At 62.1% G+C, this 26,625-nt stretch carries 31 protein-coding genes; 19 read left to right on the top strand and 12 right to left on the bottom strand.

Features of this window, described 5'->3' with window-relative positions; all coding sequences use genetic code 11:
- Window positions 1-102: 102 nt before the first annotated feature.
- From LB545_RS06060 to LB545_RS06045, 4 genes are all read left to right on the top strand, one after another.
- A complete protein-coding gene (locus LB545_RS06060; RefSeq protein WP_224704649.1) occupies window positions 103-1,269 on the top strand; it encodes an HlyD family secretion protein in 1,167 nt (388 codons plus the stop codon).
- The gene (locus LB545_RS06055; protein ID WP_140522246.1) at window positions 1,266-2,864 is read left to right on the top strand and encodes a DHA2 family efflux MFS transporter permease subunit; all 1,599 of its coding nucleotides are present in this window, start codon (window positions 1,266-1,268) and stop codon (window positions 2,862-2,864) included. Before LB545_RS06060 ends, LB545_RS06055 begins: the two co-directional genes overlap by 4 nt.
- Window positions 2,865-2,965: 101 nt before the next feature.
- A complete protein-coding gene (locus tag LB545_RS06050) occupies window positions 2,966-3,130 on the top strand; it encodes a hypothetical protein (RefSeq protein ID WP_181165226.1) in 165 nt (54 codons plus the stop codon).
- Between the two features lie 145 nt (window positions 3,131-3,275).
- Window positions 3,276-3,719, top strand: coding sequence for a PPC domain-containing DNA-binding protein (locus tag LB545_RS06045; RefSeq protein ID WP_140522248.1), 444 nt, complete (start codon window positions 3,276-3,278; stop codon window positions 3,717-3,719).
- Between the two features lie 19 nt (window positions 3,720-3,738).
- Here the strand turns inward: LB545_RS06045 and LB545_RS06040 are convergent, their stop codons facing one another.
- Window positions 3,739-4,347 carry a cysteine hydrolase family protein gene (locus LB545_RS06040; protein ID WP_140522250.1) on the bottom strand — a complete coding sequence of 203 codons (609 nt, stop codon included), beginning with the start codon at window positions 4,345-4,347 and terminating at the stop codon, window positions 3,739-3,741.
- 238 nt (window positions 4,348-4,585) lie between these two features.
- Between LB545_RS06040 and LB545_RS06035 the strand changes: the two genes are divergently transcribed.
- From LB545_RS06035 to LB545_RS06025, 3 genes are read left to right on the top strand one after another with little or no spacing between them, the layout of a single operon-like run.
- Window positions 4,586-5,002 (top strand): GFA family protein, encoded by a 417-nt coding sequence (locus tag LB545_RS06035; RefSeq protein WP_140556685.1) that lies wholly within the window; start codon window positions 4,586-4,588, stop codon window positions 5,000-5,002.
- Window positions 4,954-6,009: an ATP-dependent DNA ligase gene (locus tag LB545_RS06030; RefSeq protein ID WP_140560377.1), complete on the top strand. Its 1,056-nt coding sequence runs from the start codon at window positions 4,954-4,956 to the stop codon at window positions 6,007-6,009. The genes LB545_RS06035 and LB545_RS06030 overlap by 49 nt, the downstream gene beginning before the upstream one ends.
- A 13-nt stretch (window positions 6,010-6,022) precedes the next feature.
- The gene (locus LB545_RS06025; RefSeq protein ID WP_140513578.1) at window positions 6,023-6,439 is read left to right on the top strand and encodes an HD domain-containing protein; all 417 of its coding nucleotides are present in this window, start codon (window positions 6,023-6,025) and stop codon (window positions 6,437-6,439) included.
- Window positions 6,440-6,516: 77 nt separating this feature from the next.
- On the opposite strand, the gene LB545_RS06020 is transcribed toward LB545_RS06025, so the two are convergent.
- Window positions 6,517-6,855 carry a DUF427 domain-containing protein gene (locus LB545_RS06020; protein ID WP_318012459.1) on the bottom strand — a complete coding sequence of 113 codons (339 nt, stop codon included), beginning with the start codon at window positions 6,853-6,855 and terminating at the stop codon, window positions 6,517-6,519.
- Between the two features lie 364 nt (window positions 6,856-7,219).
- On the opposite strand from LB545_RS06020, the gene LB545_RS06015 reads away from it, so the two are divergent.
- The gene (locus LB545_RS06015; protein WP_140496145.1) at window positions 7,220-7,501 is read left to right on the top strand and encodes a hypothetical protein; all 282 of its coding nucleotides are present in this window, start codon (window positions 7,220-7,222) and stop codon (window positions 7,499-7,501) included.
- A gap of 46 nt (window positions 7,502-7,547) precedes the next feature.
- Here the strand turns inward: LB545_RS06015 and LB545_RS06010 are convergent, their stop codons facing one another.
- A complete protein-coding gene (locus LB545_RS06010) occupies window positions 7,548-8,165 on the bottom strand; it encodes a flavodoxin family protein (RefSeq protein WP_140671484.1) in 618 nt (205 codons plus the stop codon).
- A 149-nt stretch (window positions 8,166-8,314) separates the two neighbouring features.
- Here LB545_RS06010 and LB545_RS06005 point away from each other — a divergent pair, with 149 nt between their 5' ends.
- The 3 genes from LB545_RS06005 (at window position 8,315) to LB545_RS05995 (ending at window position 10,845) form a co-directional block, all read left to right on the top strand.
- Window positions 8,315-9,028 (top strand): MgtC/SapB family protein, encoded by a 714-nt coding sequence (locus LB545_RS06005; protein WP_224618017.1) that lies wholly within the window; start codon window positions 8,315-8,317, stop codon window positions 9,026-9,028.
- A gap of 162 nt (window positions 9,029-9,190) precedes the next feature.
- On the top strand, window positions 9,191-9,577 hold the full coding sequence (locus LB545_RS06000) for a hypothetical protein (RefSeq protein WP_140897318.1): 387 nt from the start codon (window positions 9,191-9,193) through the stop codon (window positions 9,575-9,577).
- Between the two features lie 77 nt (window positions 9,578-9,654).
- The gene (locus tag LB545_RS05995) at window positions 9,655-10,845 is read left to right on the top strand and encodes an NADH-quinone oxidoreductase subunit D (RefSeq protein ID WP_140556680.1); all 1,191 of its coding nucleotides are present in this window, start codon (window positions 9,655-9,657) and stop codon (window positions 10,843-10,845) included.
- 54 nt (window positions 10,846-10,899) lie between these two features.
- Here the strand turns inward: LB545_RS05995 and LB545_RS05990 are convergent, their stop codons facing one another.
- Window positions 10,900-11,337: a CBS domain-containing protein gene (locus LB545_RS05990; protein ID WP_140496149.1), complete on the bottom strand. Its 438-nt coding sequence runs from the start codon at window positions 11,335-11,337 to the stop codon at window positions 10,900-10,902.
- Window positions 11,338-11,458: 121 nt separating this feature from the next.
- A complete protein-coding gene (locus tag LB545_RS05985) occupies window positions 11,459-11,632 on the bottom strand; it encodes a hypothetical protein (protein WP_140496150.1) in 174 nt (57 codons plus the stop codon).
- A gap of 202 nt (window positions 11,633-11,834) precedes the next feature.
- On the opposite strand from LB545_RS05985, the gene LB545_RS05980 reads away from it, so the two are divergent.
- Window positions 11,835-12,020 carry a hypothetical protein gene (locus LB545_RS05980; RefSeq protein ID WP_224704646.1) on the top strand — a complete coding sequence of 62 codons (186 nt, stop codon included), beginning with the start codon at window positions 11,835-11,837 and terminating at the stop codon, window positions 12,018-12,020.
- A gap of 24 nt (window positions 12,021-12,044) precedes the next feature.
- Here LB545_RS05980 and LB545_RS05975 read toward each other — a convergent pair whose 3' ends face one another.
- Together LB545_RS05975 and LB545_RS05970 are read right to left on the bottom strand one after the other, a co-directional pair.
- Entirely contained in the window at window positions 12,045-12,794 is a 750-nt protein-coding gene (locus LB545_RS05975) for a metallophosphoesterase (RefSeq protein WP_140496152.1), read from the bottom strand.
- Entirely contained in the window at window positions 12,787-13,596 is an 810-nt protein-coding gene (locus LB545_RS05970) for a nucleotidyltransferase family protein (protein ID WP_140496153.1), read from the bottom strand. The genes LB545_RS05975 and LB545_RS05970 overlap by 8 nt, the downstream gene beginning before the upstream one ends.
- Window positions 13,597-13,865: 269 nt before the next feature.
- On the opposite strand from LB545_RS05970, the gene LB545_RS05965 reads away from it, so the two are divergent.
- Window positions 13,866-15,569 (top strand): HAD family hydrolase, encoded by a 1,704-nt coding sequence (locus LB545_RS05965; protein WP_224704644.1) that lies wholly within the window; start codon window positions 13,866-13,868, stop codon window positions 15,567-15,569.
- Window positions 15,570-15,668: 99 nt separating this feature from the next.
- On the opposite strand, the gene LB545_RS05960 is transcribed toward LB545_RS05965, so the two are convergent.
- The 5 genes from LB545_RS05960 to LB545_RS05940 all read right to left on the bottom strand — a co-directional run bounded on the left by LB545_RS05960 (window position 15,669) and on the right by LB545_RS05940 (window position 21,534).
- The gene (locus LB545_RS05960; RefSeq protein ID WP_140496155.1) at window positions 15,669-15,866 is read right to left on the bottom strand and encodes a hypothetical protein; all 198 of its coding nucleotides are present in this window, start codon (window positions 15,864-15,866) and stop codon (window positions 15,669-15,671) included.
- Between the two features lie 173 nt (window positions 15,867-16,039).
- Window positions 16,040-17,386, bottom strand: a complete 1,347-nt coding sequence (locus LB545_RS05955; protein ID WP_140556675.1) for a PQQ-dependent sugar dehydrogenase — start codon at window positions 17,384-17,386, stop codon at window positions 16,040-16,042.
- Window positions 17,373-17,831, bottom strand: a complete 459-nt coding sequence (locus LB545_RS05950) for a DUF2231 domain-containing protein (protein WP_140496157.1) — start codon at window positions 17,829-17,831, stop codon at window positions 17,373-17,375. The genes LB545_RS05955 and LB545_RS05950 overlap by 14 nt, the downstream gene beginning before the upstream one ends.
- A gap of 106 nt (window positions 17,832-17,937) precedes the next feature.
- Window positions 17,938-19,119 (bottom strand): acetate/propionate family kinase, encoded by a 1,182-nt coding sequence (locus tag LB545_RS05945; protein WP_140584375.1) that lies wholly within the window; start codon window positions 19,117-19,119, stop codon window positions 17,938-17,940.
- A 27-nt stretch (window positions 19,120-19,146) separates the two neighbouring features.
- Window positions 19,147-21,534, bottom strand: a complete 2,388-nt coding sequence (locus LB545_RS05940) for a phosphoketolase (RefSeq protein WP_140584404.1) — start codon at window positions 21,532-21,534, stop codon at window positions 19,147-19,149.
- 164 nt (window positions 21,535-21,698) lie between these two features.
- On the opposite strand from LB545_RS05940, the gene LB545_RS05935 reads away from it, so the two are divergent.
- The 6 genes from LB545_RS05935 (at window position 21,699) to LB545_RS05910 (ending at window position 26,516) form a co-directional block, all read left to right on the top strand.
- On the top strand, window positions 21,699-22,301 hold the full coding sequence (locus LB545_RS05935) for an alpha-ketoglutarate-dependent dioxygenase AlkB (RefSeq protein WP_140556672.1): 603 nt from the start codon (window positions 21,699-21,701) through the stop codon (window positions 22,299-22,301).
- A 147-nt stretch (window positions 22,302-22,448) separates the two neighbouring features.
- Window positions 22,449-22,889 carry a DUF2267 domain-containing protein gene (locus LB545_RS05930; RefSeq protein ID WP_140496159.1) on the top strand — a complete coding sequence of 147 codons (441 nt, stop codon included), beginning with the start codon at window positions 22,449-22,451 and terminating at the stop codon, window positions 22,887-22,889.
- 49 nt (window positions 22,890-22,938) lie between these two features.
- Window positions 22,939-24,708: a thiamine pyrophosphate-dependent enzyme gene (locus tag LB545_RS05925; RefSeq protein ID WP_224704642.1), complete on the top strand. Its 1,770-nt coding sequence runs from the start codon at window positions 22,939-22,941 to the stop codon at window positions 24,706-24,708.
- A gap of 354 nt (window positions 24,709-25,062) precedes the next feature.
- Window positions 25,063-25,527: an Hsp20 family protein gene (locus tag LB545_RS05920; RefSeq protein WP_224704640.1), complete on the top strand. Its 465-nt coding sequence runs from the start codon at window positions 25,063-25,065 to the stop codon at window positions 25,525-25,527.
- Between the two features lie 66 nt (window positions 25,528-25,593).
- The gene (locus LB545_RS05915; protein ID WP_140556667.1) at window positions 25,594-26,061 is read left to right on the top strand and encodes a hypothetical protein; all 468 of its coding nucleotides are present in this window, start codon (window positions 25,594-25,596) and stop codon (window positions 26,059-26,061) included.
- Window positions 26,062-26,213: 152 nt separating this feature from the next.
- Window positions 26,214-26,516, top strand: a complete 303-nt coding sequence (locus tag LB545_RS05910) for a DUF982 domain-containing protein (RefSeq protein ID WP_224704638.1) — start codon at window positions 26,214-26,216, stop codon at window positions 26,514-26,516.
- The last annotated feature ends 109 nt before the right edge of the window (window positions 26,517-26,625 follow it).

Here is a 26,625-nt window from a genome sequence, read left to right as displayed (position 1 = left end):
ACCCTCAATCTGAAACAGGAACTTTTTCGGACGCGGGTCCGTTGATTTACGTCCTTCCAGTACGCGGCCTTTGCCGCACCAACCCTACCGCGGACCGCTAACGTGGACACGAACTCTCCAGACGTCGCACCGGTCGACGAAAGACCTCAAACAAAACGTCGCCCCGATGCACGACCGAAGCGCGCCTCGTCGCGCCCACAACCGAAACAGGACCTCGATGCTTCCGCCGGGAACAAAGAGGGCCTGTTCGGCTCGCTCGGGCGGCACCCCTACGTCACCGCGGCGGTCATCCTTGTTCTGCTGCTGGCATCGGCCGCAGCGATAATCTGGTGGCTCCAGGCGCGACAGTATGAATGGACCGACGATGCCTTCATCGACGCCCGTGCCGTAACCATAGGTGCCGAAATCGCCGGCCGCATCACCGATGTGGCGGTGACCGACAATCAGAGCGTAAAGGCCGGCGATGTCCTGCTGCGCATCGATGACAGGGATTATCAGGCATCCCTCAAGCAGGTTCAGGCGCAGGTGGCGCAGGCCGACGCCGAAACCGCTGACATCGCAGCCCAGATCGAAGCGCAGCAGGCCAAGGTGGACCAAGCCCAGAAGCAGGTGTCGCAAGGCCGGGCAGCGCTTGATTTCGCGAAAGCCGAAAATCAGCGCAACAGCGAATTGCTTGCCAAGGGAACCGGAACGCTGCAGCAGGCGCAACAGGCTGCCTCGACGCTTCGCCAGGCCCAGGCGATGCTCGACAGCTCGCAGGCGAACGTCGTGGCGGCCCAGAGACAAGTCGCCGTCCTCGAGGCCCAGCGCAAAAGCGTGGCGGCAAAACTCGACCAGGCCCATGCCAGCGAAGAGCAGGCCCGCACCGCGGTTTCCCGCACCTCGATCACCGCTCCGGTGGCCGGACGGGCGACGAACATATCCGCCGCCGTGGGCGCATATGCCCAACCGGGGCAAGTGCTGATGATGTTCGTGCCCGAGGACGTGTGGGTGAAGGCCAACTTCAAGGAAACACAACTCGACCTTATGCGGCCTGGCCAGCCCGTCGAGATCGATATCGACGCCTACCCGGAGCAGACCTTCAGGGGCCACGTCGACAGCATCCAGGCCGGCAGCGGAACCGCTTTCAGCCTGCTGCCCGCAGAGAACGCGACCGGCAATTTCGTCAAGGTGGTGCAGCGCGTGCCCGTGAAGATCGTCTTCGACAAGAAGACCGGCCTGCTGCTCGGGCCCGGCATGTCCGTCGTGCCGACGGTCAAGGTGCGATGACCGGCCAGGCGACCGCGCAAGCCGGCGAAAGCCGGTCCGCCGCGGGCGGGCGCAATCCCTGGCTTATCGCCATCGTCGTCTCCATCGCCACCTTCATGCTGGTGCTCGATACGTCCATTGCCAATGTGGCGCTGCGCAACATAGCCGGCAGCCTCGCGGCCGGAATGGACGAAAGCACCTGGATCATCACCACCTATCTGGTCGCCAATTCCGTCATCATCCCGATCAGCGGCTGGCTCGCCGGCGTGATCGGCCGCAAACGCTACTACATGATCTGCGTCGCTACCTTCACCCTCGCGTCGCTGCTCTGCGGCCTCGCGCCGAACCTGGAAATGCTGATCCTGTTTCGCATCCTTCAGGGGCTGGGCGGCGGTGGGATGGCGCCCAGCGAGCAATCGATCCTCGCCGATACTTTCCCGCCCGAAAAACGCTCGCAGGCCTTCGCGCTCTACGGCATCGCCGTCATCGTTGCACCGACGGTCGGGCCGACCATCGGCGGCTGGCTGACCGACCATTTCTCCTGGCATTGGATCTTCTTCATCAACGTGCCCTTCGGCATCATGTCGTTGGCCCTTGTGCAATGGCTGCTGGTCGAGCCAGACGTGCTGGAGCGCGAGCGCCAGGAGAGGCTGAAGGATGGCCTCAAGATCGACTGGATCGGCTTCATCTTCGTCGTGCTGGCGCTCGGATCCCTTGAGATCTTCCTTGACGAGGGCCAGCGCAACGACTGGTTTGCGTCGGGCTTCATCACGACATTCGCCGTGATCTCGGCCGTCTCGTTCTTTTTCCTGATCCCCTGGGAGTTTCGCCATCGCGATCCGATCGTCGACATGCGGCTGGTTTTCACCCGCCAGTTCGGCACATCCTTCCTGGTGATGATGGCGGTCGGCGCGGTGCTGTTCAGCACAACGCAGATATTGCCGCAGCTCCAGCAGACCACCTTCGACTACACCGCGACGCTTTCGGGACTTTCGATGATGCCTGGCGGCATCGCCATGCTGATGCTGATGCCGATTTCCGGCTTCGCCTCCGGATTCGTGCAGCCGAAATACCTGATCATGATCGGCATGTCGGCGGTTGCCGTGGGATTGTGGCACCTGACTTCACTGTCGCCGAATGCCGGTTTCAGCTATTTCACCTATGCCCGCATTTTCATCACGGTAGGGCTTCCCTTCCTGTTCATCCCCATTTCGACGGCCGCCTATGTCGGCCTGCCGCCGCAAAAGACCAACCAGGCCTCGGCGCTGATCAATGTCGCCCGCAATATCGGCGGCAGCGTCGGCGTATCGCTCTCCAACACCGTCGTGGCGCAGAACGCACAACTGCATCAGACCCATCTGATCGGCAACACGGCGCAGTCCTCGCCTGTCTATCAGCAGATGCTTCGGCGCATGACTGACTATTTCGTCGCTCAGGGCTCGCCCGCGGTCGAGGCGAAAGTCCAGGCGGTCGGCTGGATTGGCCAGACGATAGGCCGGCAGGCGACGCTTCTGGCTTACGTGGACTTGTTTCGCTACTCCGCGATCGCGACCGCCCTGCTCGTGCCGCTCGCACTTTTGCTGCGCTCTCCCAAGTCGAGTTCCTCCGCGAAATAGCTTCTACCGAGGCAGGCGCTCCTTCGAGCAAGGCAGTTTCATGGAACCGGGCGGCGCTTGTCTGGTTACGTCCCATGACACGGAAAAAAGGAGACAGACCGATGGCCAAGGAAAAGATCCGGCCACAAGACGAAGATCGCGAAGCCGTGCATCTGGCCGAAACGACCGACGTCTCGCCCAAGCAGGCGAAAGATCTTATCCGCAAGCACGACAACGACAGGAAAGAGGTGAAAAAGGAAGCCAAGAACTTCAAGGCTGAGGGGTAGGCGTTCGGGCGGATACTGCCGGCCGCTTCGACGCCGCGCGCCTGCCGCAATATGGAACCGGGACGCGAACGGTTCGTTCGAATAAGTGGGCCGGCCTGAAAATTCACCGCCAAGGTTTCTGCACCTTGGCCACAGGACAACGGCAATGAAATCGAAACTGGTTTCGAAAGTCGCGGGACAGAGGACCTTCGTGGTGGTGCTCGAGCCTGGCGAAGAGGCGATTGGCGTGCTCACTGCCTTTGCCAGCGAAGAACAGATCGACGGCGCATCGCTGACCGCGCTCGGCGCGTTCGAGCGAGCAGCGGTCGGTTGGTTCGATTTCGAGGCAAAGGACTATCGCAAGATACCGGTCAACGAGCAGTGCGAGGTTCTCAGCGCGATCGGCGACATTGCCTTGGGCGATGACGGCAAGCCCAGCCTCCACCTGCATGCCGTGCTCGGACTGAGCGACGGAGCGACGCGGGGCGGACATCTGCTGGGCGGCGTGGTGCGACCGACCCTGGAGGTCACACTGGTCGAGTCCCCCGCTCATCTGCGCCGCACGAAACACGCCGATCTCGGCATCGCCTTGATCGACCTGAGCGCCTGACCTGGACATTGCTTCGAGATCAGGTCCAGTTGGAAAGAACCGTCTCCATCTCGACCGTTTCGACCTGCTGCGCGAACCGCTGATGATAGACGGTCATCAGCGCGTCGTGTGTTGCATCCGAAGAGCTGCACAGGGCATCCGTCACCAGAACCACGCGGTAGCCGATATCGATCGCGCCAAGCACTGTCGCCAGAACGCAGACGTCGGTCTCGCCGCCGGTGATGACGAGAGTGTCGATCCGGCGGGATGAAAGCAGCGTGTGCAGATGCCCTTCGGGCCACGGTGAGTAGATGTGCTTGTCGACAACGATCGCCGGCGGGCAGCATGCCGCCAGCGGCGGCAGGAGTTCGATCATCTCCTCGCCGATCCTGTCGATGGTCATCGATGCCCAGCGTTCATAGTACCGCTTCCAGGTGCCGGTGCCCTGCCCCGGGCGTCGCGCCGGAAGGAAGCGAGTGAAGATCGTTTGTGAAGGATATCTTTCGGCAAGGCTGACGATCCGGGGAAGGACACGGGTGATCCAGGGTGTCGCCCACTCCGACGGCTCGGCGAACAGCCGCTGCATGTCGACACACAGATGGGCACAATGATCGCCCAGAGGTCCATATGCCAGACCCGGAGCCGACATCAGCAGCGACCCGCTTTGTCGTCTTCGGCGTCGAGCCGGCACAAGGCGGCCAGGGACGGATACCTGAACGCACATGCCAGCCGCATAGGGGTTCCGTTCAAGTCGACATCCTTGCGCTAGTCCCCAGTTTCTCGAGTGCCGACCAAACGCGAGGCAGCGAAACTCGTTCCCCTCGGGCTCTCGGAAACCACATCATCGGTGGAACGTTGACCAGCATCGAGGTTCGAGAGATCGGCCAATGGTCGCGCAGCAAGAAATGAGAGAACGAACCGGGGGATGCCTGTGCGGCAACGTCCGCTATCGCACCATCTCCAGGCCGCGCACTCACTATTGCCACTGCGACATGTGCCGACGCTCGACCGGCAGTGCGTTCGCAGTCCTGGCGTGGGTACCATCAGCCAGCTTGGAATGGCTTTCCAACAAGCCTTTCTGCCGCAGGTCATCACCCATCGCACAAAGAAGCTTCTGCCGCGACTGCGGATCGCCCGTCGCGTTGGCCTACGATGCATCGCCGGATGAGATCGCCCTGCATGTCGGAACCTTCGACGATCCCGCCGATCTCGAGCCACGCTACAATTACGGATCCGCGCAACGGCTCGGATGGACATGCTGCGGTGTGGACCTGCCGCACCACGACGCCGAAGAGCGGTGGTAGAAGCCGTGGCCGCTGCTTTTCCGCTGCCTTTGGATACCCGCCCCATGGAGGCCAAGGCGGCCGACGCACTGCCGGGCGACGACGGTCTCTGGCAGTATGAGCCGAAGTGGGACGGATTCCGCTGCCTGGCCTTCAAAGGCACCGCAAGCGTCGATCTCAGGGCCAAGTCCGGCAAGCCGCTCGGCCGGTATTTTCCGGAAATAACGACACTGTTGCGCGATCTCGATACCCAGTCTTTCGTTCTTGACGGCGAGATAGTCATCGAAGTGAATGGCGATCCTTCCTTCGAGGCCTTGCAGATGCGGCTTCACCCTGCCGAAAGCAGGATTCGCATGCTGAGCGCGCAAACCCCGGCCCGTCTCGTCCTGTTCGATATTCTCGCCGATCCGGACGGGGGGATCATGCTCGACAAGAGCTTGACGGAACGACGGGCCGCGATTGAGCGCTTCGTCATGAGGTCGGGCGTTTCCTCGTTGCGGTTGTCGCCGCGCACCACCGACGTGACCACCGCCAGGCGCTGGCTGGGCGAGGCCGGCCACGGCTCCACCGATGGAGTTGTCGCCAAACTGCTGATGGACCCTTATCGGCCGGGCGAGCGCACCATGATCAAGGTGAAGCGGCTGCGCACCGCGGACTGTGTCGTCGGCGGGTTCCGCTACCTGACGGGCAGCAGCCAGGTCGGATCCCTGCTGCTCGGTCTCTATGACGACCACGGCAAACTCGACCATGTCGGGTTTACGTCGACGATCGGCAAGGACGACAGGGCAGAAATTACCGCGAAGCTCGAGAACCTGAGAGGCGGACCCGGCTTTACCGGCAAGGCTCCCGGCGGGCCGAGCCGCTGGAGCACCGAACGCAGCGGGGAGTGGGAGCCCGTGCGGCCGGAGTTGGTGGTCGAAGTCCGTTTCGATCACGTCACCGGCAATCGGTTTCGCCATGGAACGAAACTGCTGCGATGGCGGCCGGACAAGGCGCCCCGGCAATGCGGGTTCGAACAGATTGAATGAAGGGAGGCTGGCAATGAGCATGCTCTACCGCGCGGCCAAGATTGCCGAGGACGCGCATCGATCGCAGACCGACAAGACCGGGCAACCCTATATCGAACACTGCAGGCGCGTGGTCGACACGGTCGAAACCCTTGACCAGAAGATCGTGGCTTATCTGCATGACGTCCTCGAAAAAGGGGAAGGCTGGACAAGGACAAGGCTGAAATCGGCGGGGTTTGGTCCCTCGATTGTCGCTGCGGTCGATGCGCTGACGAAGAGGCCTGGCGAGAATGAAATCGCTTTCGTGCGCCGGGCTGCGTCAAATCCCCTGGCGCGGCCGGTCAAGCGTGCGGATCTGGCCGACAACCTGTGGCAAGCGCGGCGGGCCGGGATTCCCCTCGCGAAATTTGAAGAGGGCCTGCGCATTCTCGACGAAGACCGCGCAGCGTGAAGGCGACCTGGGCCCGGTGTCATCGCACGACAACCCAATGGAATCGGTTCCCTTGGATAAATCCTGCCGCTGTCCTGCTATTCCACTATGTGAGGCGTGTGGCGCTCGTCTTCAGCGGGATCGGCGTCTATGCGAGCCTTGCCGGGATCGAAGGCGGCGTGGCGAGCAAGCACCCGGACAGGCGCCTCGGGCTCTTCATACGCCCACATGAAATCATCCGCCGATCCGCCAACGGCATGCACGCGCCAATAGCTCGCAGTGCCTTTTGGCGATATCGAGGTGGTATCGGTTTTCTCGAGCAGGTCGAAATAGATGTCCTGGAACGGGATGTAGAACACAGGATCCCTCCCCGTTTCCTGGACCTGCAGCGCATGTTCGGTGGAGGCGATGATGGCGTCGGAGAATCTGACAGTCACCGTTCCATGGAAAGGCTGAATATGGAGATTGTTTCCCGACGGTGATCGGGGCTCGGCTGAAGGGTTCATTTGAGTGTCTCTGAGATTTCCAATTGGTAAAGTTCAAGGGCCGGTCTCAAAGGCAAAACGAGGTAATGCGGGATTGGTTGCGCGAATGCGGCGGCTACCCCGCGATGCTGCATCCCAGGCCCAAGGCGGAACACCAACCGATCCCACTGAGAGGAACAACGGGCCGGGTCGGCGGTTATCCGTTAGCCTTTCCGATTCCACGATCCATCAGGATAGCCGAGTTCTGGCGGCGGAAAGCGACGCAACTGGCGACAAAGGGGCCACATGAGGCACCCGTTCATATCGGAGACATGAGATGGAACCGCGCAAGAAGCAACGATCCGAACAACGGGACGAAACTGAAGCCCCGGCAATCCAGCAGGCGGACTGGGATGCAATCAAGGGCGGCAGGGTTCTTCCAGACAAGGTGTCCGACAATGTCGACGCCGTCGTCGACGTCGAGAAGGAAGGCGACCTGCCGGAGGAGGACGATGACAACGCCTACCAGAACAGCGACGAGGCATTGCCCGATGACGAAGAGGAAGGTGCCATATCGCGCGATCTGGCCAGGCGAGCCGGGCCTTTTGACGAGCCCTGACCCCAAGGGCGCCGACACGGGCACTCCGTGCGTCACGAAAATCTCTTCACTTTCCGACGCCGGGATACTGCCTTTCCTTCAGCACGCTGGCCAGATGGGCCGCATTCGAAGCCGTCATTTCGATCATCTCGACCACGGCTTTCGGCGTTCCGGGCAGGTCGACATAGTTGACGTCGCCCATAGCCTGCCCAACCCAATACACGCCGCCATTGGCAGGAATCGTGAAGCCGACGTCGTTTAGCGCCTGAAAGCACGCCGCGTGACAGGCGTGAGCGCCGTCTTCATTGCCGACGATCGCCACGATCGCGACCTTGCCGGCGGCCGGCATCCGGCCTTGTTTGTCGGTCTCCGATAGAAACGCATCCATGCGCTCCAGGATGCGCTTGGCGACACTCGACGGCTGGCCGAGCCAGATGGGCAGGCCCAGCACGAAGATGTCGGCGTCGAGGATCTTCCTGCGGAGCTGCGGCCAACCGTCTCCCTCGCCCATGTCCGACAGCACGCCGGGTTTGACGTCATGGTCGAGGGCGCGAACAATCTCGCCGCGGACCCCATGCGGCACCATTGCCGCCAGCAGATCCGCCAGCAGGCGGTCCGTGGACGATTTCTCGGCGTCGTCGGAGGCCTTCAAGGTGCAATTGAGCGCAAAGGCGGTGAGCGGCATGGAAAGATCTCCCGAGTGCGTTCTGTGCCAAACGCAGCGGGACGTCGTGGGTTGCCTGAACCCGACAAGAAGCTTCACCTTCCACCTAGGGAACCATCGAACGCTCCGCGGTGTTGGAGAACGAGCCCGTTGCGTGAGTCGTCCCCGCTATGACCATGCCGCTTCATCCAACCTTGACCGACCTAGCCCTGCGCCTGGCTCTTGCTTTTGTTGCCGGCGTGATCATCGGAATGAACAGGGAAGCCCGCGGCCACACCGCCGGGCTCAGAACAACCATCCTGGTCGGCCTGGCGGCCGCGATCGCGATGATGCAGGCCAATATCCTGCTCGAGGTGGGCGGCAAGGGCCCCGATTCGTTCAGTGTGATGGACGTGCTGCGTTTTCCGCTGGGCGTGCTGACGGGCGTCGGCTTCATTGGCGGCGGAGCCATTCTCCGCCGCGGCGACTTCGTGACAGGTGTCACCACGGCCGCCACCTTGTGGGTCATGACCGCAATCGGCCTCGCCTTCGGCGGCGGACAACTGGCACTTGGCACAGCGGGGACGGTTTTGACGTTGATAACGCTTCAGGTGCTGAAGCAGGTCGATCTGTGGGTCCCACGAACCCATCATGCGATCCTGGCGATCTCGTCGGCGAACGGCGTTCCGCCTGACCTCGACGCGCTGGTTCAACCGCTGGGCTATCGCTGGCGCTTTCTCGGAATGCAGCACGACATCGAGCGCGGCCGGTTCGTATTCTCCTTCGAGCTGAGCTGGAAACAGCCCGACGCGGCCAAACCCTCCGTCGAGATACTGGCGCGGATCAGTCCGCGCTACGACATCGAACGGTTTGACGCGATCAGCGATAAAGGTCCCCGACCATAGGCAGGGCAGCGATGCGTCCTCGTCCCTGCCTTGGATTCGATCGGAGCCGGAACAAATCCGGACTTCGCGCTTTGAACACGCAACACTGTTCGAGGCGATGCCTTGCTGTCCCTGTCGCGCGTCATCCCGATCGACCCTCCTCGAACAAGGAAGGAAGATATCATGAACAAGGCAATCATCATCCTGGCGGCACTCACTCTGGCTTGGCCTGCCCATGCTCAGTCCCAAAACGCACCCCTTCCCCCGGACGCACCGGCACCGGAAGCCGTGCCAGGTCAGACCGGCCCCGACCAGGGCATCACCGGACAGACATTCACCAACATAGCCATCGTCGCATTGGCGGACTTGCCACCCGACCTCAAGGCCAAGGTCGAGACCGTGGTTGCCCAGACCAGCCAGGAAGACCTTCACGTCCTGCAGCGTTCGGTCAGCGCATCGCCGGAAGCTTCCTCGGTCCTGGCCGCGAATGGGCTTGACGCCTCCGAAGTGGTGGCGGCCAACATTGACGGCGACGGCACGCTGACGCTGATCATCCAGACCACGACCTGACGGCGTGGGGCAGAACCCGGTGCTTCGGCGGATGTCCCATTCCCGGTGCCAGGCGGCAACGGTCGAAGGAGGGCGTCATGGCTGACGCGACGGTCCGCAATTTCACGATAAACTTCGGGCCGCAGCACCCTGCGGCGCATGGCGTCCTGCGGCTGGTGCTCGAACTCGACGGCGAAGTCGTCGAACGCGTCGATCCGCATATCGGGCTGCTGCATCGGGGCACGGAGAAGTTGATCGAGTACAAGAACTACCTACAGGCCCTGCCCTATTTCGACAGGCTTGACTATGTGGCGCCGATGAATCAGGAGCACGCCTTCTGCCTGGCGGCGGAGAAGCTGCTCGGGATCTCGGCTCCACAGCGCGGCCAGCTCATTCGCGTGCTGTATTGCGAGATCGGCCGGCTGCTGTCCCATCTGCTCAATGTCACCACGCAGGCGATGGATATCGGCGCCCTCACGCCGCCGCTCTGGGGTTTCGCCGAACGCGAGAAACTGATGGTGTTTTATGAACGGGCATCGGGCGCCCGCATGCATGCCAACTATTTCAGGATCGGCGGCGTACATCAGGATCTTCCTCCGGACCTATTGGACGATATCTGGGATTTCTGCGATCCGTTCCTCAAGGTCTGCGACAATCTCGAAGAACTGCTCACCGAAAACCGCATATTCAAGCAGCGCAATGTCGACGTCGGCGTCATCGGTCTCGACGATGCCTGGGCTTGGGGATTTTCGGGCGTAATGGTGCGTGGGTCGGGCGCGGCATGGGATTTGCGCAAGGCGCAGCCTTACGAATGCTACCCGCAGATGGATTTCGATATTCCCATCGGCAAGAACGGCGACTGCTATGACCGCTACCTCGTACGAATGGAGGAGATGCGCCAGTCGGTCCGGATCATGAGGCAATGTCTTGACAAGCTACGGTCGCCGCAAGGCCAAGGACCGGTCGCAATTCCTAACCGGAAGATCACGCCGCCACGCCGCGCGGAGATGAAACGCTCCATGGAAGCGACCATTCACCATTTCAAGCTTTACACGGAAGGCCATCACGTGCCCGAGGGCGAGGTCTATGCCGCCGTCGAGGCGCCGAAAGGCGAGTTCGGCGTCTATCTGGTTTCGGATGGGGGCAATGTTCCTTACCGGTGCAAGATTCGCGCGCCGTCCTTCGCACATCTGCAGGCGATGGACTATCTGTCCCGGGGGCACATGATCGCCGACGTCTCGGCGATCATCGGCTCCCTCGACATCGTCTTTGGAGAGATCGATCGCTGAGCCGCCGTCGCCGCCCGCGGGACGCGGGCAGCGCTCTCGCAATGTCATCGATGGTCAGTGTGCCGTCTGCGAATGCGCGCCGCCTGCCTGTGAGATGCCGTTCAGCGCTTCGCCGGCTCGTGCTGCCTCGCCGTTTTTCGTGAGATCGCCAAGCGAGATGATGCCAACCAGCCGTTTTTCACGGCTGATCACCGGCAGCCGCCTAACCTGAAGGTCCCCCATCTGCTGGAGCACGTCTTCGATCTCCTCGTCGTCGTAACAGTACCTGATCTCGGCACTCATCACCTCGCGTATCCGGGTATCCGGGCCCCTACCCTGGGCGACGCCACGGACGGCGATGTCGCGATCAGTGATCATTCCGACCAGCCGGTCGTCCTCGCCTACGGGCAGAGCGCCGGCATCGAGGCTGGCCATGGCGGCGGCGGCCTCCCGCAGGGTCTGGTCCGGACTGGCGACCTGAACGCCTTGCGTCATGCAGTTGCCAACTTTCATGATGTTCTCCTTTGGTTGAAGCGCCCCTTGCCGTTGCTGTGATGGAAACACGATGGAGGGACAATGGCGCCGGCCCAAGAGGTTCCATTGCCACGGGATCGGGATCTCATGCGTCGCACGTTCAGACGACGCGGCTCCCGGCATGCATCGGCGATTCTTCGTTCTCGTCGGGATTGGGCAGAGGCGTCTCGTCCGGGAGTTGTTCCGGATCAGGCTCCTCGATCGGTTCGGGCTTCCAGGTCGGCGCCGGCATCGGCACGTCGCGATTGGGATCTGGTTTTCCTGGGTTTGGCATCGGAATCACCTCCCTTCATTCGGGACGCAACTCCTGGCCGGCGTCATTTGTTCCATCGCCAATTCGCGGTCGCCTCCGGCCTTGCCGCCACGGATCGAGACGGCGCGCTGCCGATCGGATCCGCCGGTCGACTTCAGCCCCGTCTTTCGGAACCGGACGGTTTTCCAATCCGTTGTCTCGGCATCGATCGAGGAGAAAGACGATGGCTGGTGACGAGAGAATTTACGGCAGCAACTTGCCCCAAGTCGTGGTCGACAGTGAACAGGTCCGGCAACTGGTGGCGACAGCCGATCTGCCGTCCAATCAGGCGCGCGAGCTCGTGCGCCGTCACGGCAACGATCCGCACAAGCTCGAAGAACTGGCAAAATCTATCAAAGCGGTAAGCTGACCGTCGGGACGGCGTCCGACTCCGTCAGATTTCAAGCAAGGCATAGGGTCGGCCGGTCGGTTTGGAAACGTGCATGGCGACGTTGTAGACCCTCGCCCCGCCGGGCGTGCGGCCCTCATAGCTTCCCCGATGCGCATGGCCGTGCACGACAGCACTGACCTGGAACCGGTCGATCGTTTCCGCCAGCCGCGACGAGCCCAGAAACGGAAATATCTCCAGGGGTTCGCCGGCGATGGTCTCGACGATCGGAGCGTAGTGCAAAATGACAAGCGTGCGTTTTGCGCGAACCTGGCGCATCGCGTTCTCAAGCCGCATGGCCTCGCTGACGCTCTCGGCGACCATCGACTTGATGGCCGGCTCGCCGAAGGAGCCGAGCATGCGTGAACCGAACCCCCCGACGAACCCTTTCACGCCGACAAAACCGACCTCCTCTATTTCGGTCGTCTGCCCGTCGAGGAGATGGACGCCCGCTTGACGCAGGATTTCCGCGACGTCCTCGACCGCACCGGATTCATAATCATGGTTGCCGAGCACGCCGACCACCGGGATAGAGCAGGCGCGCAGGTCTTCGGCGAGGATCTCGGCTTCGCGGGGCTTGCCCAGATTGGTCAGATCGCCTGGAAGAACGAGGATATCGGCCTCGCGCGACATTTCGCCGAAGAGATCGCGATACGATGTCTGGGCGTCCTCCTTCACATGCAGGTCGCCAACGGCCGCCACCTTGATCGTGGCGGTGCCCTCCATCGCCGGAGCGTCTTCGGTCCGTTCAGCCATCACGAAATTCTCCTGTACCGCCGACGCCGGCGAAGCCCCATTCCTTGACGTCGATTTCGTAATCGGTCTGCGAAAGCAGGCGCCCGCGGCAGATCTTCATTCTGGGGGAAGGCAATTGGCGCTGCTTGGCAAGGCGGTCGAGCAGTTCGTCAAGCAGCCATGTGGGGATGCGGTCGCGCTCGCTCGGATAGATCCATCTGAAACTGAGAATCTGCATCAGCAGCACTTCCCAGTGGACTTCCAGGTAGGACAGCAGCCTGTGCCAGTCGATCTGGTCCTGCGCCTTGAGGATCGTATGGGCGATGTCCGCCCCGTCATGACGCCCTCGGTCCTGGATGAAGCATTTGGACCATATGAGCTCGGTCGGGCCGACGATCCTCACCCGGCTTCCCAGCAGTTCGGTTTGGCGGGCATGCTCCATCCACTGGTCACTTACCGGCATCGTTCCATTCGCCGAGGCGAATATGATGTCGAAGAAATGCGTGCCCTTGAAGACCTTCCCAAGCCACCGGTCATCCTCGATTTCGACCGCATAGCCGAGCTGCTTGAAATGGGCCAGGATGCGCGAGAAGTCGCCTGCCTTGCAGAAGATATCGAGATCCTTGGTCTGACGGATGACGCCGGTGTAGGCGCTTACCGCATAGGTTCCGGCGACAAGGAAAGGAATGTCGGTGGCGGCGAGTTCGCGAATGGCTTCGGTATAGAACACCTCCGCCTCGGCGTTCTTGAGCGTCGGGGCGGCCTTTGCGTCGATCGCGGGAAGGGATGCCGGAACAGTTCCCGGCAACGGATCGTTGATCATGGCACGCATGGCTCCCACACATCGGCAACCGATTGATCGCCCGCGTTGTTAACAGCGGGAACCCTGCCTGGTTCCGCCACGGTCGCGTTGCGGCCTGAAGGAAATCGGGCGCGACGGGCAAAATTACCCGCGGAGTCCTGGGTTTCAATATGGTTGCATGGGCCGTTTCCCTGCATGGAACCATCGCCATTCGGCATCGTTAGCCCGGACAGCCGAAGCTGCCTTCGGGCGATCGGGGTGTCTGGTTTCAAGCGCAGACGATATCCAGGATGTATGTTCTTGCCCTAGCGACAGACTATGACGGCACGCTCGCCGAAGACGGGGTCGTCTCCGATGCGACCTATGCTGCGCTCGAACGGCTGAAGCAGACGGGCCGCAAGCTGATCATGGTGACCGGCCGCGAGCTTGCCGATCTTGAGCGGGTCTTTCCGGCACTCGACATCTTCGACAGGGTGGTCGCCGAAAACGGCGCGTTGATCTATACGCCCGCTTCGAAGAAGGAACGGCTTTTGGCGCCGGCGCCTCCGGCTGAATTCGTCGACCGGCTGAAGCGTCGCGGGGTCGCGCCCCTGTCGGTCGGACGCTGCGTCGTGGCCACCTGGGAACCACAGGAAGCCGCCGTGCTGTCGGAGATCAAGGAGCTTGGACTTGAGCTCGAGATCATCTTCAACAAGGGCGCGGTGATGGTGCTGCCAAGCGGGGTCAACAAGGCCACCGGCCTTGCCTGCGCACTCGAGGAATTGGGGTTTTCCGCCCACAACGTCGTCGGCGTCGGCGATGCCGAGAACGACCATGCATTCCTGCGCGCCGTCGGCTTCGGCGTCGCCGTGGCCAACGCATTGCCGACCGTTAAGGAGACGGCGGATTTCGTCACAGCCAGCCCTCGAGGTGCCGGCGTGGTGGAACTGATTGAACAGCTCATATCGCGCGATGCCGGCTTCGTGGAGACGGCTCGCCAACACGTGGAAGTGGGAACCGACATAGCGGGCGCGCAGGTGCACCTTTCACCGCATGGCGGCGGCGTGCTGCTGGCCGGCACGTCCGGCATCGGCAAATCCACGCTTGCCACCGCGTTGACCGAGCGCTTTGTCGAGAAGGGCTTTCAGTTTTGCGTTCTCGACCCCGAAGGCGACTATCAGGAACTCGAGAATGTGGTGGTGGTTGGCGACGCCAAGACCCCGCCGATCTCGCGTGAGGTCTTCGATCTTCTGTCCAAGCCAACCAACAATGTCGCTGTCAACATGCTGGGGCTGAAGACCGCCGAACGGCCCGGCAATTTTGCCAAGCTGCTGCCGGACATGGCCAGCATTCGCGCGCGCACCGGCCGACCGCATTGGCTGATCATCGATGAGGCGCATCATCTCTTGCCCCAAGCCCGTGACGGCGCGTCTTTCGCGCTGCCCAAGAGCCTCCCCGCGACCATCCTGATCACCGTGCACCCCGATCTGGTTTCGCGCGACGTCCTGGCTGGCGTCGAAACCGTCCTGGCGCTTGGACCGGAAGCCGACAAGATCGTCGCAAGCTTCTGTGCCGCCACCGGCATCGACGTCCCCGACGGCGCCGTGCCGCCGCCAAAGGACGAAGTCCTGTTTTGGAAACGATCATCGGGCGAGCCGATCAGGACGGTCAAGGTCGAACGGCCCCGCCAGGTTCGCAAGCGGCACATGCGCAAATATGCCGAGGGCGACCTTGGCGACAACAGCTTCTATTTCCGGGGGCCGGACGGAGCGCTTAACCTGAAAGCGCAGAACCTGATGATGTTCCTTCACATCGCAGAAGGCATCGACGATCGCACCTGGGAACATCACCTGCGCGCCGGCGACTATTCGAAATGGTTCCGCAGCAAGATCAAGGACAAGAACCTCGCCGACGAGGTGGCGGACATAGAAACGGATACCGGCACGGACATGCAGGAGAGCCGCGCGGCCATCGCCGAGGCCATTGGCCGCCGTTACACTGCTCCCGCGGACTGACCTTGAGCCGGGGTAGACACAAGCCCATCCCGATTCCTCGGGATGGACCTTTCTCATGTCATGATACGGAGCGAGCGTCAGCGCGCCTGGCTGAAATGCCTAGCGGTTTTTGTGGCTCTGTTGGCCCGCTCTTACATGTTGTTCGTGCGAGCCGCCCCGCATGTTGGAGCCGTCGCCCTGTTGCCGCTCATTGTTGCCTGCGGCCTGTTGCTGCTGGCGGTTCTTGTTTTCCGTGTTCTTGTGGCTCTGCTGGCCCGCCTTCACATGTTGCTCGTGGCTACCACCTTGATTGGGCATGGTAGTTCTCCTTTCAATCCAACTTCGAGACGACGGTCGTCTCCCCCGGAGAATGCAGATTTCGGCGCCGACGTTCCCTCACGTAATATTTCGTGACATCCTGCCAAAGGGACGAAGGCGGACCGAGCTTGATGCCGACCGGCGGGAGAGCGACATGCCTGAAGCAGCGATCATCACCCCGAGGGTGTGACGCGCCACACTGTGTTTCCGACATCGTCCGCGATCAGCAGCGCTCCGGTTTTGTCGATGGCAACGCCGACCGGCCGACCACGCGCCTCCTCCTGGTCGTTGAGGAAACCTGTGACGACGTCTTGAGCCATGCCGCTCGGACGGCCACCGCTGAATGGCACGAAGACGACTTTGTAGCCATTCAGCCCGGGACGGTCCCAGCTGCCGTGCTCGCCGACAAAGGCGCCGCCTCGATAAGTCTGCGGCAGGCTGGTTCCGGTGTAGAAGGCCATGCCCAACGGTGCCACATGCGAGCTCAGCGCATAGTCGGGAACGATCGCCTTGGCGACCAGATCGGGGCGCTGCGGCATTACCCGGGGATCGACATGCTGGCCGTAATAGCTGTACGGCCAGCCGTAGAAGCCGCCATCCTTCACCGATGTCATGTAGTCTGGAACCAGATTTGGCCCAAGTTCATCGCGCTCGTTGACGACAGTCCAGAGTGCTCCGGTCTGCGGCTCGAAGCTCAAGCCGTTCGGATTGCGCAATCCGCTGGCAAAAATGCGCGATCGTCCGGTGGCCCTGTCCACCTGCCAGATCGCGGCACGATCCTTTTCCGCGCCGATGCCGTTTTCGGTGATGTTGCTATTCGAACCGACGCCGACATAGAGCAACGAACCGTCCGGGCTGGCGACGAGGCTTTTGGTCCAATGATGATCGATCGGACCGCCCGGCAATTCCGTCAACCTGACACCCGGCGCGGTGATCTTGGTGTCGCCTGGCTTGTAGGGGTAGCGCATGATCGCGTCGGTGTTGGCAACATAGAGGTCGTTTCCCACCAGGGCGACGCCGAAGGGCGAATTCAGGTGATCGAGGAACACATCCCGGACGTCAGGCACGCCGTCGCCATTGCTGTCACGCAGCAAGGTGATGCGGTTGCTCGGTCCCGTATCGCCGCCCGAGGTGACAAGCGATTCGATCAGGCCCATCACGATATCCTTCGGCCGTTTGGCTGGCGGTTCCGGCGGGGCCTTCGATTCGACGACCAGCACATCGCCGTTCGGCAGGATGTAGAGCGAGCGCGGATGCTGAAGCCCGGTCGCCAGCGCATGGATCTGCAGGCCCTGCGCTACCGTCGGCGTTTCATCCTTCTTCCAGCCGACCACGGATGCAAGATGCATCGGCGGGAACAGATATTGCTTTATCTCCGGCAAATTCGGGTTGGGGCCTATCTGAGTGCTTGGGTCGGCGGCATCGTTGCTGCAGCCCGCGGCGCCGAGCGTCGCAAAGCAAAGGAACGCAAGCCCTGTACCATAAGCGCGTCGCTTGCCGGATCGATCAAACGGTTTCATCGGCCACTCCCACGTGGTGGCGGTAGACAAGGGCCCAGCCCAGCCAGCCGGTGAATATCAGGATGAGTACCACCAGCGCCGACAGGATCAGGCCTGTGGGCAGGACCGAGGTCCAGGCATCACGGGTATGTATGAGCATGTTGAAGAAGGAGAGTATGACCGCCAGCGCATTGCCCAGCATGTGCAGCCACGCAGTTTTATGTGCGCGCACCCGGCGATCGCCCAGGAAGTCGGTGAAGCCGGCAATGGCGGCTAGGACGCCGACGATCACCCCGACCGTCAGCAGCCAGGCGGAGAAATTCGCCCACATCATCTCCGCCGTCCGCCAGTAGTTCAGGTCCGTCAGCAATGCGCCGACGAAGCAGGCGATGGGAATGGGCACGAGCATCGGATGGATGGGATGGCCGGCGATGCTGGCCGTGGAAGCCGGATTCTCCCTTGCCATGAGGAAGTCCTTCCATATCAACTCTTGGTTGGCCCATAAACAATCCCCAAGGCCGGAGGTTCCTGCCTGATGGTCCCGGCGGGTCGCCGCGGACCGAGTTCAGCGGTCAGATCGGCACGGTCGCCAGCACCTGGCGGGCGATGATCAATTCTTCGTTAGTGGCGATTGCGTAAACATCGACTGCGCTGCCCTCGCCGGTGATCCGCCCTTTTCCCGACCGGTTTGCATTCGCGTCGAGCAACACGTCCAGCCATCGCAGGCGCTCGCAAACCGCTTCACGGATCTGCCAGGAATGCTCTCCGATCCCTCCCGTGAACACCAGCGCCTCGATACCCTGGAGCGTGGCTCCCATCGCCGCGATCTCGCGGGCGATCCGAAACGTGAAGAGATCGATCGCCTCCGCCGCACGAGGATCCTTGCTGCCAAGCAATGTCCGCACATCTGCCGACACTCCCGAAACGCCGAGCAGGCCGGACTTGTGATAGAGCAAGGTCTCCAACTCTTTCACGGACATGCCGCGCGCCTGCTGAAGGTAGAGAAGCACGCCGGGGTCGATGGCGCCCGGCCGCGTGGCCATCATCAACCCGTCAAGCGCGGTGAACCCCATGGTGGTGTCGAGACTTCTGCCTTCGCGCATGGCGCACAGGCTGCATCCGCTGCCGAGATGCGCGACCACGCAACGCTTGCCCCGGAGTCCGGGCGAAAGCGCCTGCAGCTGGCCTGCGACGAATTCGTAGGAAAGGCCGTGGAAGCCGTAACGGCGGATCCCGCTTTCCTCGAACTCGCGCGGCAGCGCATAGCGGTTGACGGGCGGCTCCAGCGTGCGGTGAAAGGCGGTGTCGAAGCAACCGATCTGGGGTAGGCCGGGCAGCAGTTTGGAGATCGCACGAACCGGCGCCAGGCCGGCCGGCTGGTGGAGCGGTGCCATCGGCGTCAGCGCGTCGAGCGCCTCGACGATCTCGCCGGTCAGCAGGACCGGAGTCGAAAACCGCTTGCCACCATGGACGATGCGATGGCCGACCGCGCTCAGCGGAGCCTGCGCAAGATACGGATCGAGGACATCGAACAAGTCCCGCAGGAGAACCTCTACGGGCGGGCTTGCGGGCTTGACGGCGCGTTTGAAGATGGATTTGCCCGACGCGTCCTTGGCGACGAGGCTTGGCTCGTCATCCAAGTCTTCGCACGCACCGCTCACCGTGAGCACCGGCCCCTCCTGTGATCCGGCTTCGAACAGGCCGAACTTCAGGCTGGACGAGCCTGCATTGAGGGCGAGTATTGCGCTGGTCACGAGCGGCACTCCCCGGCGGGCACAGCCTTAACCATCCGCCGCGCCCGCTTTGTCGCGCCAGGCCCAGTTCCGGATCTCGGGCATGTCCTCGCCATGTTCGCGAACATAGCGCGTGTGCTCGTTCAGGCCGTCGGCAAATCGGGCCCTCGCATCGGCTGCCCTGGCGCTCAGCCCCGGCACCCGGTCGATCGCCTCGATGGCTAGGTGAAAACGGTCCAGTTCGTTGAGCACCGCCATGTCGAAGGGCGTGGTCGTCGTGCCCTCTTCTTTGTAGCCGCGAACGTGGAAGTTGTCGTGATTGGCCCGTTTGTAGGTCAGCCGGTGAATGAGATAGGGATAGCCGTGGTAGGCGAAGACCACCGGTCTGCCGGTCGTGAACAGCCTGTCGAATTCCGCGTCCGCCAGGCCGTGGGGGTGCTGCTCCTTGGGTTGCAGCGCCATCAGGTCCATTACATTGACGACGCGTATCGCGAGATCCGGTATCGCCTGGCGAAGAAGGTCGACAGCGGCGAGCGTCTCCAGCGTCGGCACGTCTCCCGCGCAGGCCATCACCACGTCGGGATCCTCCCCTCCACGCTCGGTTCCCGCCCAATCCCAGATCCCGATGCCGGCCTCGCAATGACGTATGGCGTCGTCCATCGGCAGCCACTGGGAAGCCGGCTGCTTGCCGGCAACGATCACGTTGACCCGATTGTAGGTTCGCAGGCAGTGATCCGTGACCCAGAGCAGCGTATTGGCATCCGGCGGGAAGTAGATGCGCACGATGTCCGCCTTCTTGTTGGCGACGAGATCGACGAAGCCGGGATCCTGGTGGCTGAAACCATTGTGGTCCTGCCTCCACACATGGGAGGTCAACAGATAGTTGAGCGACGCGATCGGCCGCCGCCAGACAAGTTCACGCGAGACCTTCAGCCATTTGGCGTGCTGGTTGAACATGGAATCGACTATGTGGATGAACGCCTCGTAGCATGAGAAGAGGCCGTGCCGGCCGGTCAGCAGGTATCCTTCCAGCCAGCCTTGGCAAAGATGTTCGCTCAGCACCTCCATGACGCGGCCGTCGCGCGCCAGATGCTCGTCATAAGGCTCGATCTTTTCCATCCAGACGCGCTCGGTCGCGTCGAAGACCGCATCCAGCCTGTTGGACGATGTCTCGTCCGGTCCCATGAGCCTGAAATTGCGGGCATCGGCATTCAGCCGTATGACCTCCTCGATGAACGCTCCCATGAGCTTCGTCGCCTCGGCCCTTGCGCCGCCGGGTTTCGGGACCGCGACCCCGAAGTGGCGGAAATCCGGCAATCGCAACTCCTGCTTGAGCATCCCTCCATTGGCATGTGGATTGCTGCCCATGCGCCGCTCGCCGTCCGGCGCCAGGGCCTGTAGCTCGTTTCGAAACCTGCCCGCTTCATCGAAAAGCGTCTCGGGCCGATAGCCGCGCATCCAATTTTCCAGAGCTGCGAGATGGCCTGCATCGTTTCGCGGGTCGGTGATCGGCACCTGGTGCGCGCGCCAGAAACCCTCGACCTTCTTGCCATCCAGCTCCTTCGGGCCGGTCCAGCCCTTCGGGCTTCTCAGCACGATCATCGGCCAGCGGGGCCGATGATCCACTCTGCCGGTCTCGCGCGCTTCCTTCTGGATTTCATCGATCCGATCGAAGACAGTATCGAGCGTTTCGGCCATCAGCCGGTGCATCGCCCGCGGTTCGTCGCCTTCGACGAAAAAAGGTTCATAGCCATATCCAGTCAGCAAGCTTCGCAACTCCTGCGCGTCGATCCGGGCGAGCACCGTCGGATTCGCGATCTTGTAGCCGTTGAGATGAAGGATCGGCAGGACAGCGCCGTCATGGACCGGATTGAGGAATTTGTTCGAATGCCAGGAGGCTGCCAGCGCCCCCGTTTCCGCCTCGCCGTCGCCGATCACGCAGGCCACGACGAGGTCCGGGTTGTCAAACGCGGCGCCATAGGCGTGAGCCAGCGCATAGCCGAGTTCGCCGCCCTCATGGATCGACCCCGGCGTTTCCGCGGCGGCATGGCTCGGGATGCCGCCCGGAAAGGAGAATTGGCGAAAGAGCTTGCGCAGCCCATCCTCGTCGCGACTGACCTCGGGATAGATTTCGCTGTAGGTCCCTTCGAGATAGGTATTGGCGACCATCCCCGGTCCACCATGGCCTGGGCCGCAAATGTAGATCACGTCGGCAGCACGCTGCCTGATGATGCGATTGAGATGGACGTAGATGAAATTCAGGCCGGGCGTAGTACCCCAGTGGCCAAGCAGGCGAGGTTTGATGTGCTCCGGCCGCAACGGCTCCTTCAGCAGCGGATTGTCGATCAGATAGATCTGCCCGACCGACAGAAAATTCGCCGCCCGCCAATAACGGTCGATAAGATCGAGCTCTCCTTGTTCAGGCCGGCTACGCATTGCCCGCACGAGTTTCTCCTTGGCAAAGCTGGTTGTAATACGATGCGTCCCGCCCGCATTGAATAATCCGACAGCGAAGTCGAGGTTCCCATCAAATGCGAGCCGCCCCACGCGGCCGGCCGGGGAAATCTTGCCTCAGCCGCGGATTTCACCATCTAAAGGCGATGCCATCGCCCGGAACCAGCAATCCCACGGATCCTCGCCAGGACGACCTCTTTGGAGCGCCCGACAGCTTGCCGGAAGGATTTCGTTACCGGCCCGAACTGATCACGCCGGCGCAGGAAGCTGAACTGGTGCGGGAGCTCGAGAGCCTGTCCTTCCAGCCATTCGATTTCCACGGCTATCTCGCCAATAGGCGCGTGGCAGGCTTCGGCCTGCGCTACGACTATGAGCGGCGCCAGGTGATGGAGGCGCCGCCCATACCAGGTTTCTTGCTGCCCTTGAGGGACAAGGTAGCCGGCTTTGCCGGCCTGCCTGCCGCCGATTTCGTGCAGGTCCTGATCAACGAATATCGGCCGGGCGCCGGCATCGGATGGCATCGCGACAAGCCGCACTTCGGCATTGTCGCCGGAGTGTCGCTGTTGGCTGCTTGCAGTTTCCGCCTGCGCCGCAGGAACGGTGCGAAATGGGACCGCGAAACCGTCACGGTCGAGCCGAGATCCGCATATCTGATGGCGGGCGCCTCCCGGACCGAGTGGGAGCACAGCATACCGCCGATGAAAGAGCATCGCTATTCGATCACGTTGCGGACGCTCCGGCCGTTGTGATCGTCGGACAGCGACTGCGACAGCCGGTGCAGCATCTCGCGTGAACTGCCGAAGCGAAGAAATTTCGGCCCGGCATGAAACTTTCCCTGCCACCGATGGTTTTGCCGACGGGTTTTGCGGGTGAGCGATTCGATTGAGGAGGCGGCGATGAGCGCTACCGGACTCGAGATTTTCGACAAGACCACCCAAACCACCAACGTCTGGCTGGACGAGATCATGGCCGACCACGGACAGGATCGCCAGTTCGCTTGGCACCTGCTCGGCGTCGTCCTGCGCACCGTCAGGGACCGGCTGCCGGTCGACATGGCTTCGCATCTTGGAGCGCAGTTGCCGCTGCTCGTGCGCGGCACCTACTATGAGCAGTTCGAGCCGTCACGCATGCCGCAAAAGAGCCGTTCCCTGGAAGAGTTTCTCGGCCCCGTTGAGCAGGGCATGGACGATACGCGTCCCGTCGACCCGAAAGCTGCGGTTCAATCGGTCTTCAAAGTCCTCTTTCATCATATCGACCCCGGCCAGATCAGAAAGGTCCGCGCCTCGCTGCCTGCGGACGTACGGCAGCTCTGTCCCGATCCCGATACGAAACACTGAACCTCCTCTCGGTTCGAGAGGCCGGCGTGCTCAATAAAGGAAATCCGCCATGCCCAATGCCGCCGAAATCCTCGTCGACACGCTGATCAACTGGAAAGTGGAGGTCGTCTTCGGCCTGCCGGGCGACGGCATAAACGGCATCATGGAGGCGTTGCGCACCCGTCAGGACCGCATCCGGTTCGTCCAGGTCAGGCACGAGGAATCTGCCGCCTTCATGGCGTGCGCCTATGCCAAATGGACCGGCAGGTTGGGCGTCTGCCTGGCCACCTCGGGACCGGGGGGCACACACCTCCTTACCGGCCTCTATGACGCCAAGCTCGACCAGGCTCCCGTGCTTGCCATCACCGGCATGCAGTTCCACGACCTTATCGAGACTTTTACGCAGCAGGACGTCGACCTGACCCGCGCCTTCAACGACGTCGCGATCTTCAACGCGCAGGTCTCCGATGCCGCCCACATGGAAAACCTGGCGGGTCTCGCCTGCCGCTCGGCTCTTGCCCGGCGCGGGGTCGCCCATCTGTCGATTGCCAGCGATGTACAGGAAAACGAGTTGCCCGAGGCGGACCGCTCGAAGCGAAACCGGCCCTCCCACACCCCCGATCGATGGTTCGAAGGCAGCCGGCTTCCGGCTGCCGACCAGCTCGACCAGGCGGTTGAGATTCTCAATGCGGCGAAAAAAGTCGCTATCCTGGCCGGGCGCGGCGCACTCGGCGCACGCGAAGAACTCGAACGCGCGTCGGACCTGCTGGCGGCGCCCGTCGCCAAGGCGCTGCTCGGCAAAGCCGTGCTCCCTGATGACCATCCGAATACGACTGGCGGCATCGGCATTCTCGGCACCCGCGCCTCGCAGGATGCGCTGAGCGAATGCGACGCCCTGCTGATTGTCGGATCGACGTTCCCCTACATCGAATACTATCCCGAACCCGGCAAGGCGCGCGGCGTCCAGATCGACCGTGACGCGCAGAGGATCGGCCTGCGCTATCCCGTCGAGGCAGGGCTCGTAGGCGATGCCGCCGACACCTTGCGTCTTCTCAACGAACGCCTCGAGCGCAAGAGCGACCGCTCCTTCCTGGAAAAGGCGCGGCAGGAAATGACCCGCTGGCGCAACGCAATGGCATTGTCCGAAGCCAAGCCGGACGTGCCGCTGAAGCCGCAACTCGTGGTCAAGGCGTTCGGCAGGCGTATGCCCGAGAACGCGATCCTGGCAGCCGATTCAGGACAGAATACCGAGATGGCTGCCAGGCACATCGACATGAAGACCGGACAGGCGTTCGGGGTTTCTGGAGCGCTCGCCTCGATGGCCTGCGGCCTTCCCTATGCGATTGCCGCCGGCATTGCCTTTCCGGGGCGCCCTATCTTCGCAGTGGTTGGGGATGGTGGGCTTGCCATGCAACTCGGCGAATTCTCGACTGCGGTACGGCACGGCATTCCCCTCAAGGTCCTCGTGCTCAAGAACGGCATGCTGAACCAGATCGCCTGGGAGCAGATGATGTTCCTTGGCAACCCGCAATTCGGCTGCGAGCTGCAGCCCATCGATTTCGCCATGGCCGCCGAGGCCATGGGCGGCATCGGCTACAGCGTCTCGCGGCCGGAAGAGGTCGAGGGCGTGCTTGAGGCGGCCTTCGCCACGCAGGGACCGGTGATCATCGAGGCCGTCGTGGACGCCTATGAGCCAATGATGCCGCCCAGGATGCCGCCGGATTATGCGAGGAATTTCCGCAAGGCGCTGCCGGACACGCCTGGACACGACCAGATCGAGGACAATGTCGGCGAGGAGCCGCTGAAGTCCATGATGAACGAAGTTTCCGAGGAAGCGTAGGCACAGCCGATCTCGCCCCACGTCCGCGACGGATGGCGACGTGCGCGGCGACACTGCATAGGGATACTTCTACCGAGTCCGTGGGATCGGTATCGGCGCCCCGACCATCGCGGAAGTCTCGGGCCATGTACCGCTTCGGGGCAGATCCTGCTGTTGCAAGAGTGAAAGGGTCGTGCAGCAGAACTACCGCAAGCCACTGTTCTTGCATGGCAACTTAGCATCAAAAAATTTTTGGGACCCCTCTTGAAGAGATTTCTGGCCGTTCCCAGATCGTTTCGCGTCGAGGCTTCGGCTCGATGAAAAAGGCGTCGCGACACCTGCGGCGTCCCATGTTGCTTTTCGGAGGATATGGATATGAGAAGCGTGGATTTTGCACCCCTTTACCGCACGACGGTCGGCTTCGACCGTCTTTTCGACATGCTCGACAGCAGCATTCGCTCGGACTGGCCTCCCTACAACATTGAAAAGAAGAATGAGAACAATTACCGCATCACCATGGCGGTAGCAGGCTACGACCTAGACGAGCTCGAACTCGTGCAGAACGGCGCCGAACTGTGCGTTACCGGACGCAAGAAGCCCGATCCAGAGCAGCGGCAAGTTCTCCACCAAGGCCTTGCGACAGGTAATTTCAGACAGGCCTTCAGGCTGGCCGACCACGTAAGGGTGAAGGCTGCGACGCTGAACTGCGGTTTGCTCGCCATCGAGCTCGTGCGTGAGGTGCCCGAGGAACTCAAGCCGCGTCGCATCGAGATTGGCGTCCGCGACCCTGAAAATACAACGAAGTCGATAAGCCAGGATGTGTCGCGCAAGGCGGCCTAGAATGTCGCAACAACCTGCGGTCCGCCTCCCGGCAACGCCGGGAAGCCAAGATTGCGGAGAACGGAGATGAGAAGCGAAGCTGATATCTTTCTTCAAGCCGGCACAAGAAAACCGACCCGCATCGACGTCTCGCCGGTGCCGAAAAACCCCGGCGACGTTCTCAACTGCTCAACCATGAGCCTTGAGGCGAAGCGTGCCTTGCTTGCCTCATGGGCCTCGGACGCGCATGCGGTTGACGACGCTCCGTCGCTGCGCAGGCTGGATGACGGCTCGGTCATGAATGTGGATGAGATCCTTCGCGCGCTGAAGGCACTGGATGAGCGCGAGCAAGGGCATCCGCCGCACAGGGCGGCGTCTCGGTCCCAGCGGCGTTCTTTCGGCCGCTTCCGTCGAGGGAGTTGGTCCCGCTGGATCGCGGGCATCCGAGGTGAAGACGATGATGACGATCCACCTCCGAGCCCGGTCTGCGCGGCGATCCCGCCGAGGGCAGGCGGTGGCGGGGCATTTTCCCTGCCGGAACCTGAAGCAGCCTAGAGCAATCCCGGGAAAAGCGCATACCGCTTTTCCCTGGAAATTACGTGGAAACAAACAGTTAGAGCAGTTCGGCGTCTCGTGAAACGATGAACTGCCCCAATGAAGGGGTTGGGGCCAACCCCTCAAAAGCATCCAGCCAATGGAGGAAGTTCATGAATGACAAAATGTTCGAGCAGCCTGTTCTGGTGAAGAACGGGGATTTCATGATCGAGGAAGTAGCGTGCCTCGAAGATGCATTCGAGTTTCTGCAGAATTGGCCCCGGAACCGCAGAGGCCCGATTTTCGAAACCGCCCTGCGCGCGTGTCAACGCGCCTATGACGGCCATGTCCCAGCCTCGCTGGCACGCGATGCTTTTGCCGGTTTTGCCCGCTCGACCAGGATCCTTGAAGACGTCTCGACCTCCATACCCTGGATGGCGGGGATCAAGACGGGCAGAGGCGGCATTTCCGCCTGAGGAGAACGTTCGCCGAACCTTCGGTTTCAAGTATGTCAGGTTCCGAGCAAAGTCATGGAGAGCGCCTAATTCCGTAGGTCGTGCCGCCGGCAGGGCGCGGTGACCGGTG

Source organism: Mesorhizobium sp. BR1-1-6 (assembly GCF_020165355.1).
In the GTDB taxonomy this organism is placed as follows: domain Bacteria; phylum Pseudomonadota; class Alphaproteobacteria; order Rhizobiales; family Rhizobiaceae; genus Mesorhizobium.
This window is presented reverse-complemented; position numbering and strand designations above follow the sequence as displayed.

Excerpts from the sequence above, each read along its gene's own strand:
- LB545_RS06055 (WP_140522246.1), top strand. The coding sequence starts at position 1,266 with ATGACCGGCCAGGCGACCGCGCAAGCCGGCGAAAGCCGGTCCGCCGCG.
- LB545_RS06050 (WP_181165226.1), top strand. The coding sequence starts at position 2,966 with ATGGCCAAGGAAAAGATCCGGCCACAAGACGAAGATCGCGAAGCCGTG.
- LB545_RS06045 (WP_140522248.1), top strand. The coding sequence starts at position 3,276 with ATGAAATCGAAACTGGTTTCGAAAGTCGCGGGACAGAGGACCTTCGTG.
- LB545_RS06040 (WP_140522250.1), bottom strand. The coding sequence starts at position 4,347 with ATGTCGGCTCCGGGTCTGGCATATGGACCTCTGGGCGATCATTGTGCC.
- LB545_RS06035 (WP_140556685.1), top strand. The coding sequence starts at position 4,586 with ATGGTCGCGCAGCAAGAAATGAGAGAACGAACCGGGGGATGCCTGTGC.
- LB545_RS06030 (WP_140560377.1), top strand. The coding sequence starts at position 4,954 with ATGCTGCGGTGTGGACCTGCCGCACCACGACGCCGAAGAGCGGTGGTA.
- LB545_RS06025 (WP_140513578.1), top strand. The coding sequence starts at position 6,023 with ATGAGCATGCTCTACCGCGCGGCCAAGATTGCCGAGGACGCGCATCGA.
- LB545_RS06015 (WP_140496145.1), top strand. The coding sequence starts at position 7,220 with ATGGAACCGCGCAAGAAGCAACGATCCGAACAACGGGACGAAACTGAA.
- LB545_RS06010 (WP_140671484.1), bottom strand. The coding sequence starts at position 8,165 with ATGCCGCTCACCGCCTTTGCGCTCAATTGCACCTTGAAGGCCTCCGAC.
- LB545_RS06005 (WP_224618017.1), top strand. The coding sequence starts at position 8,315 with ATGACCATGCCGCTTCATCCAACCTTGACCGACCTAGCCCTGCGCCTG.
- LB545_RS06000 (WP_140897318.1), top strand. The coding sequence starts at position 9,191 with ATGAACAAGGCAATCATCATCCTGGCGGCACTCACTCTGGCTTGGCCT.
- LB545_RS05995 (WP_140556680.1), top strand. The coding sequence starts at position 9,655 with ATGGCTGACGCGACGGTCCGCAATTTCACGATAAACTTCGGGCCGCAG.
- LB545_RS05990 (WP_140496149.1), bottom strand. The coding sequence starts at position 11,337 with ATGAAAGTTGGCAACTGCATGACGCAAGGCGTTCAGGTCGCCAGTCCG.
- LB545_RS05985 (WP_140496150.1), bottom strand. The coding sequence starts at position 11,632 with ATGCCAAACCCAGGAAAACCAGATCCCAATCGCGACGTGCCGATGCCG.
- LB545_RS05980 (WP_224704646.1), top strand. The coding sequence starts at position 11,835 with ATGGCTGGTGACGAGAGAATTTACGGCAGCAACTTGCCCCAAGTCGTG.
- LB545_RS05975 (WP_140496152.1), bottom strand. The coding sequence starts at position 12,794 with ATGGCTGAACGGACCGAAGACGCTCCGGCGATGGAGGGCACCGCCACG.
- LB545_RS05970 (WP_140496153.1), bottom strand. The coding sequence starts at position 13,596 with ATGATCAACGATCCGTTGCCGGGAACTGTTCCGGCATCCCTTCCCGCG.
- LB545_RS05965 (WP_224704644.1), top strand. The coding sequence starts at position 13,866 with ATGTATGTTCTTGCCCTAGCGACAGACTATGACGGCACGCTCGCCGAA.
- LB545_RS05960 (WP_140496155.1), bottom strand. The coding sequence starts at position 15,866 with ATGCCCAATCAAGGTGGTAGCCACGAGCAACATGTGAAGGCGGGCCAG.
- LB545_RS05955 (WP_140556675.1), bottom strand. The coding sequence starts at position 17,386 with ATGAAACCGTTTGATCGATCCGGCAAGCGACGCGCTTATGGTACAGGG.
- LB545_RS05950 (WP_140496157.1), bottom strand. The coding sequence starts at position 17,831 with ATGGCAAGGGAGAATCCGGCTTCCACGGCCAGCATCGCCGGCCATCCC.
- LB545_RS05940 (WP_140584404.1), bottom strand. The coding sequence starts at position 21,534 with ATGCGTAGCCGGCCTGAACAAGGAGAGCTCGATCTTATCGACCGTTAT.
- LB545_RS05935 (WP_140556672.1), top strand. The coding sequence starts at position 21,699 with ATGCCATCGCCCGGAACCAGCAATCCCACGGATCCTCGCCAGGACGAC.
- LB545_RS05930 (WP_140496159.1), top strand. The coding sequence starts at position 22,449 with ATGAGCGCTACCGGACTCGAGATTTTCGACAAGACCACCCAAACCACC.
- LB545_RS05925 (WP_224704642.1), top strand. The coding sequence starts at position 22,939 with ATGCCCAATGCCGCCGAAATCCTCGTCGACACGCTGATCAACTGGAAA.
- LB545_RS05920 (WP_224704640.1), top strand. The coding sequence starts at position 25,063 with ATGAGAAGCGTGGATTTTGCACCCCTTTACCGCACGACGGTCGGCTTC.
- LB545_RS05915 (WP_140556667.1), top strand. The coding sequence starts at position 25,594 with ATGAGAAGCGAAGCTGATATCTTTCTTCAAGCCGGCACAAGAAAACCG.
- LB545_RS05910 (WP_224704638.1), top strand. The coding sequence starts at position 26,214 with ATGAATGACAAAATGTTCGAGCAGCCTGTTCTGGTGAAGAACGGGGAT.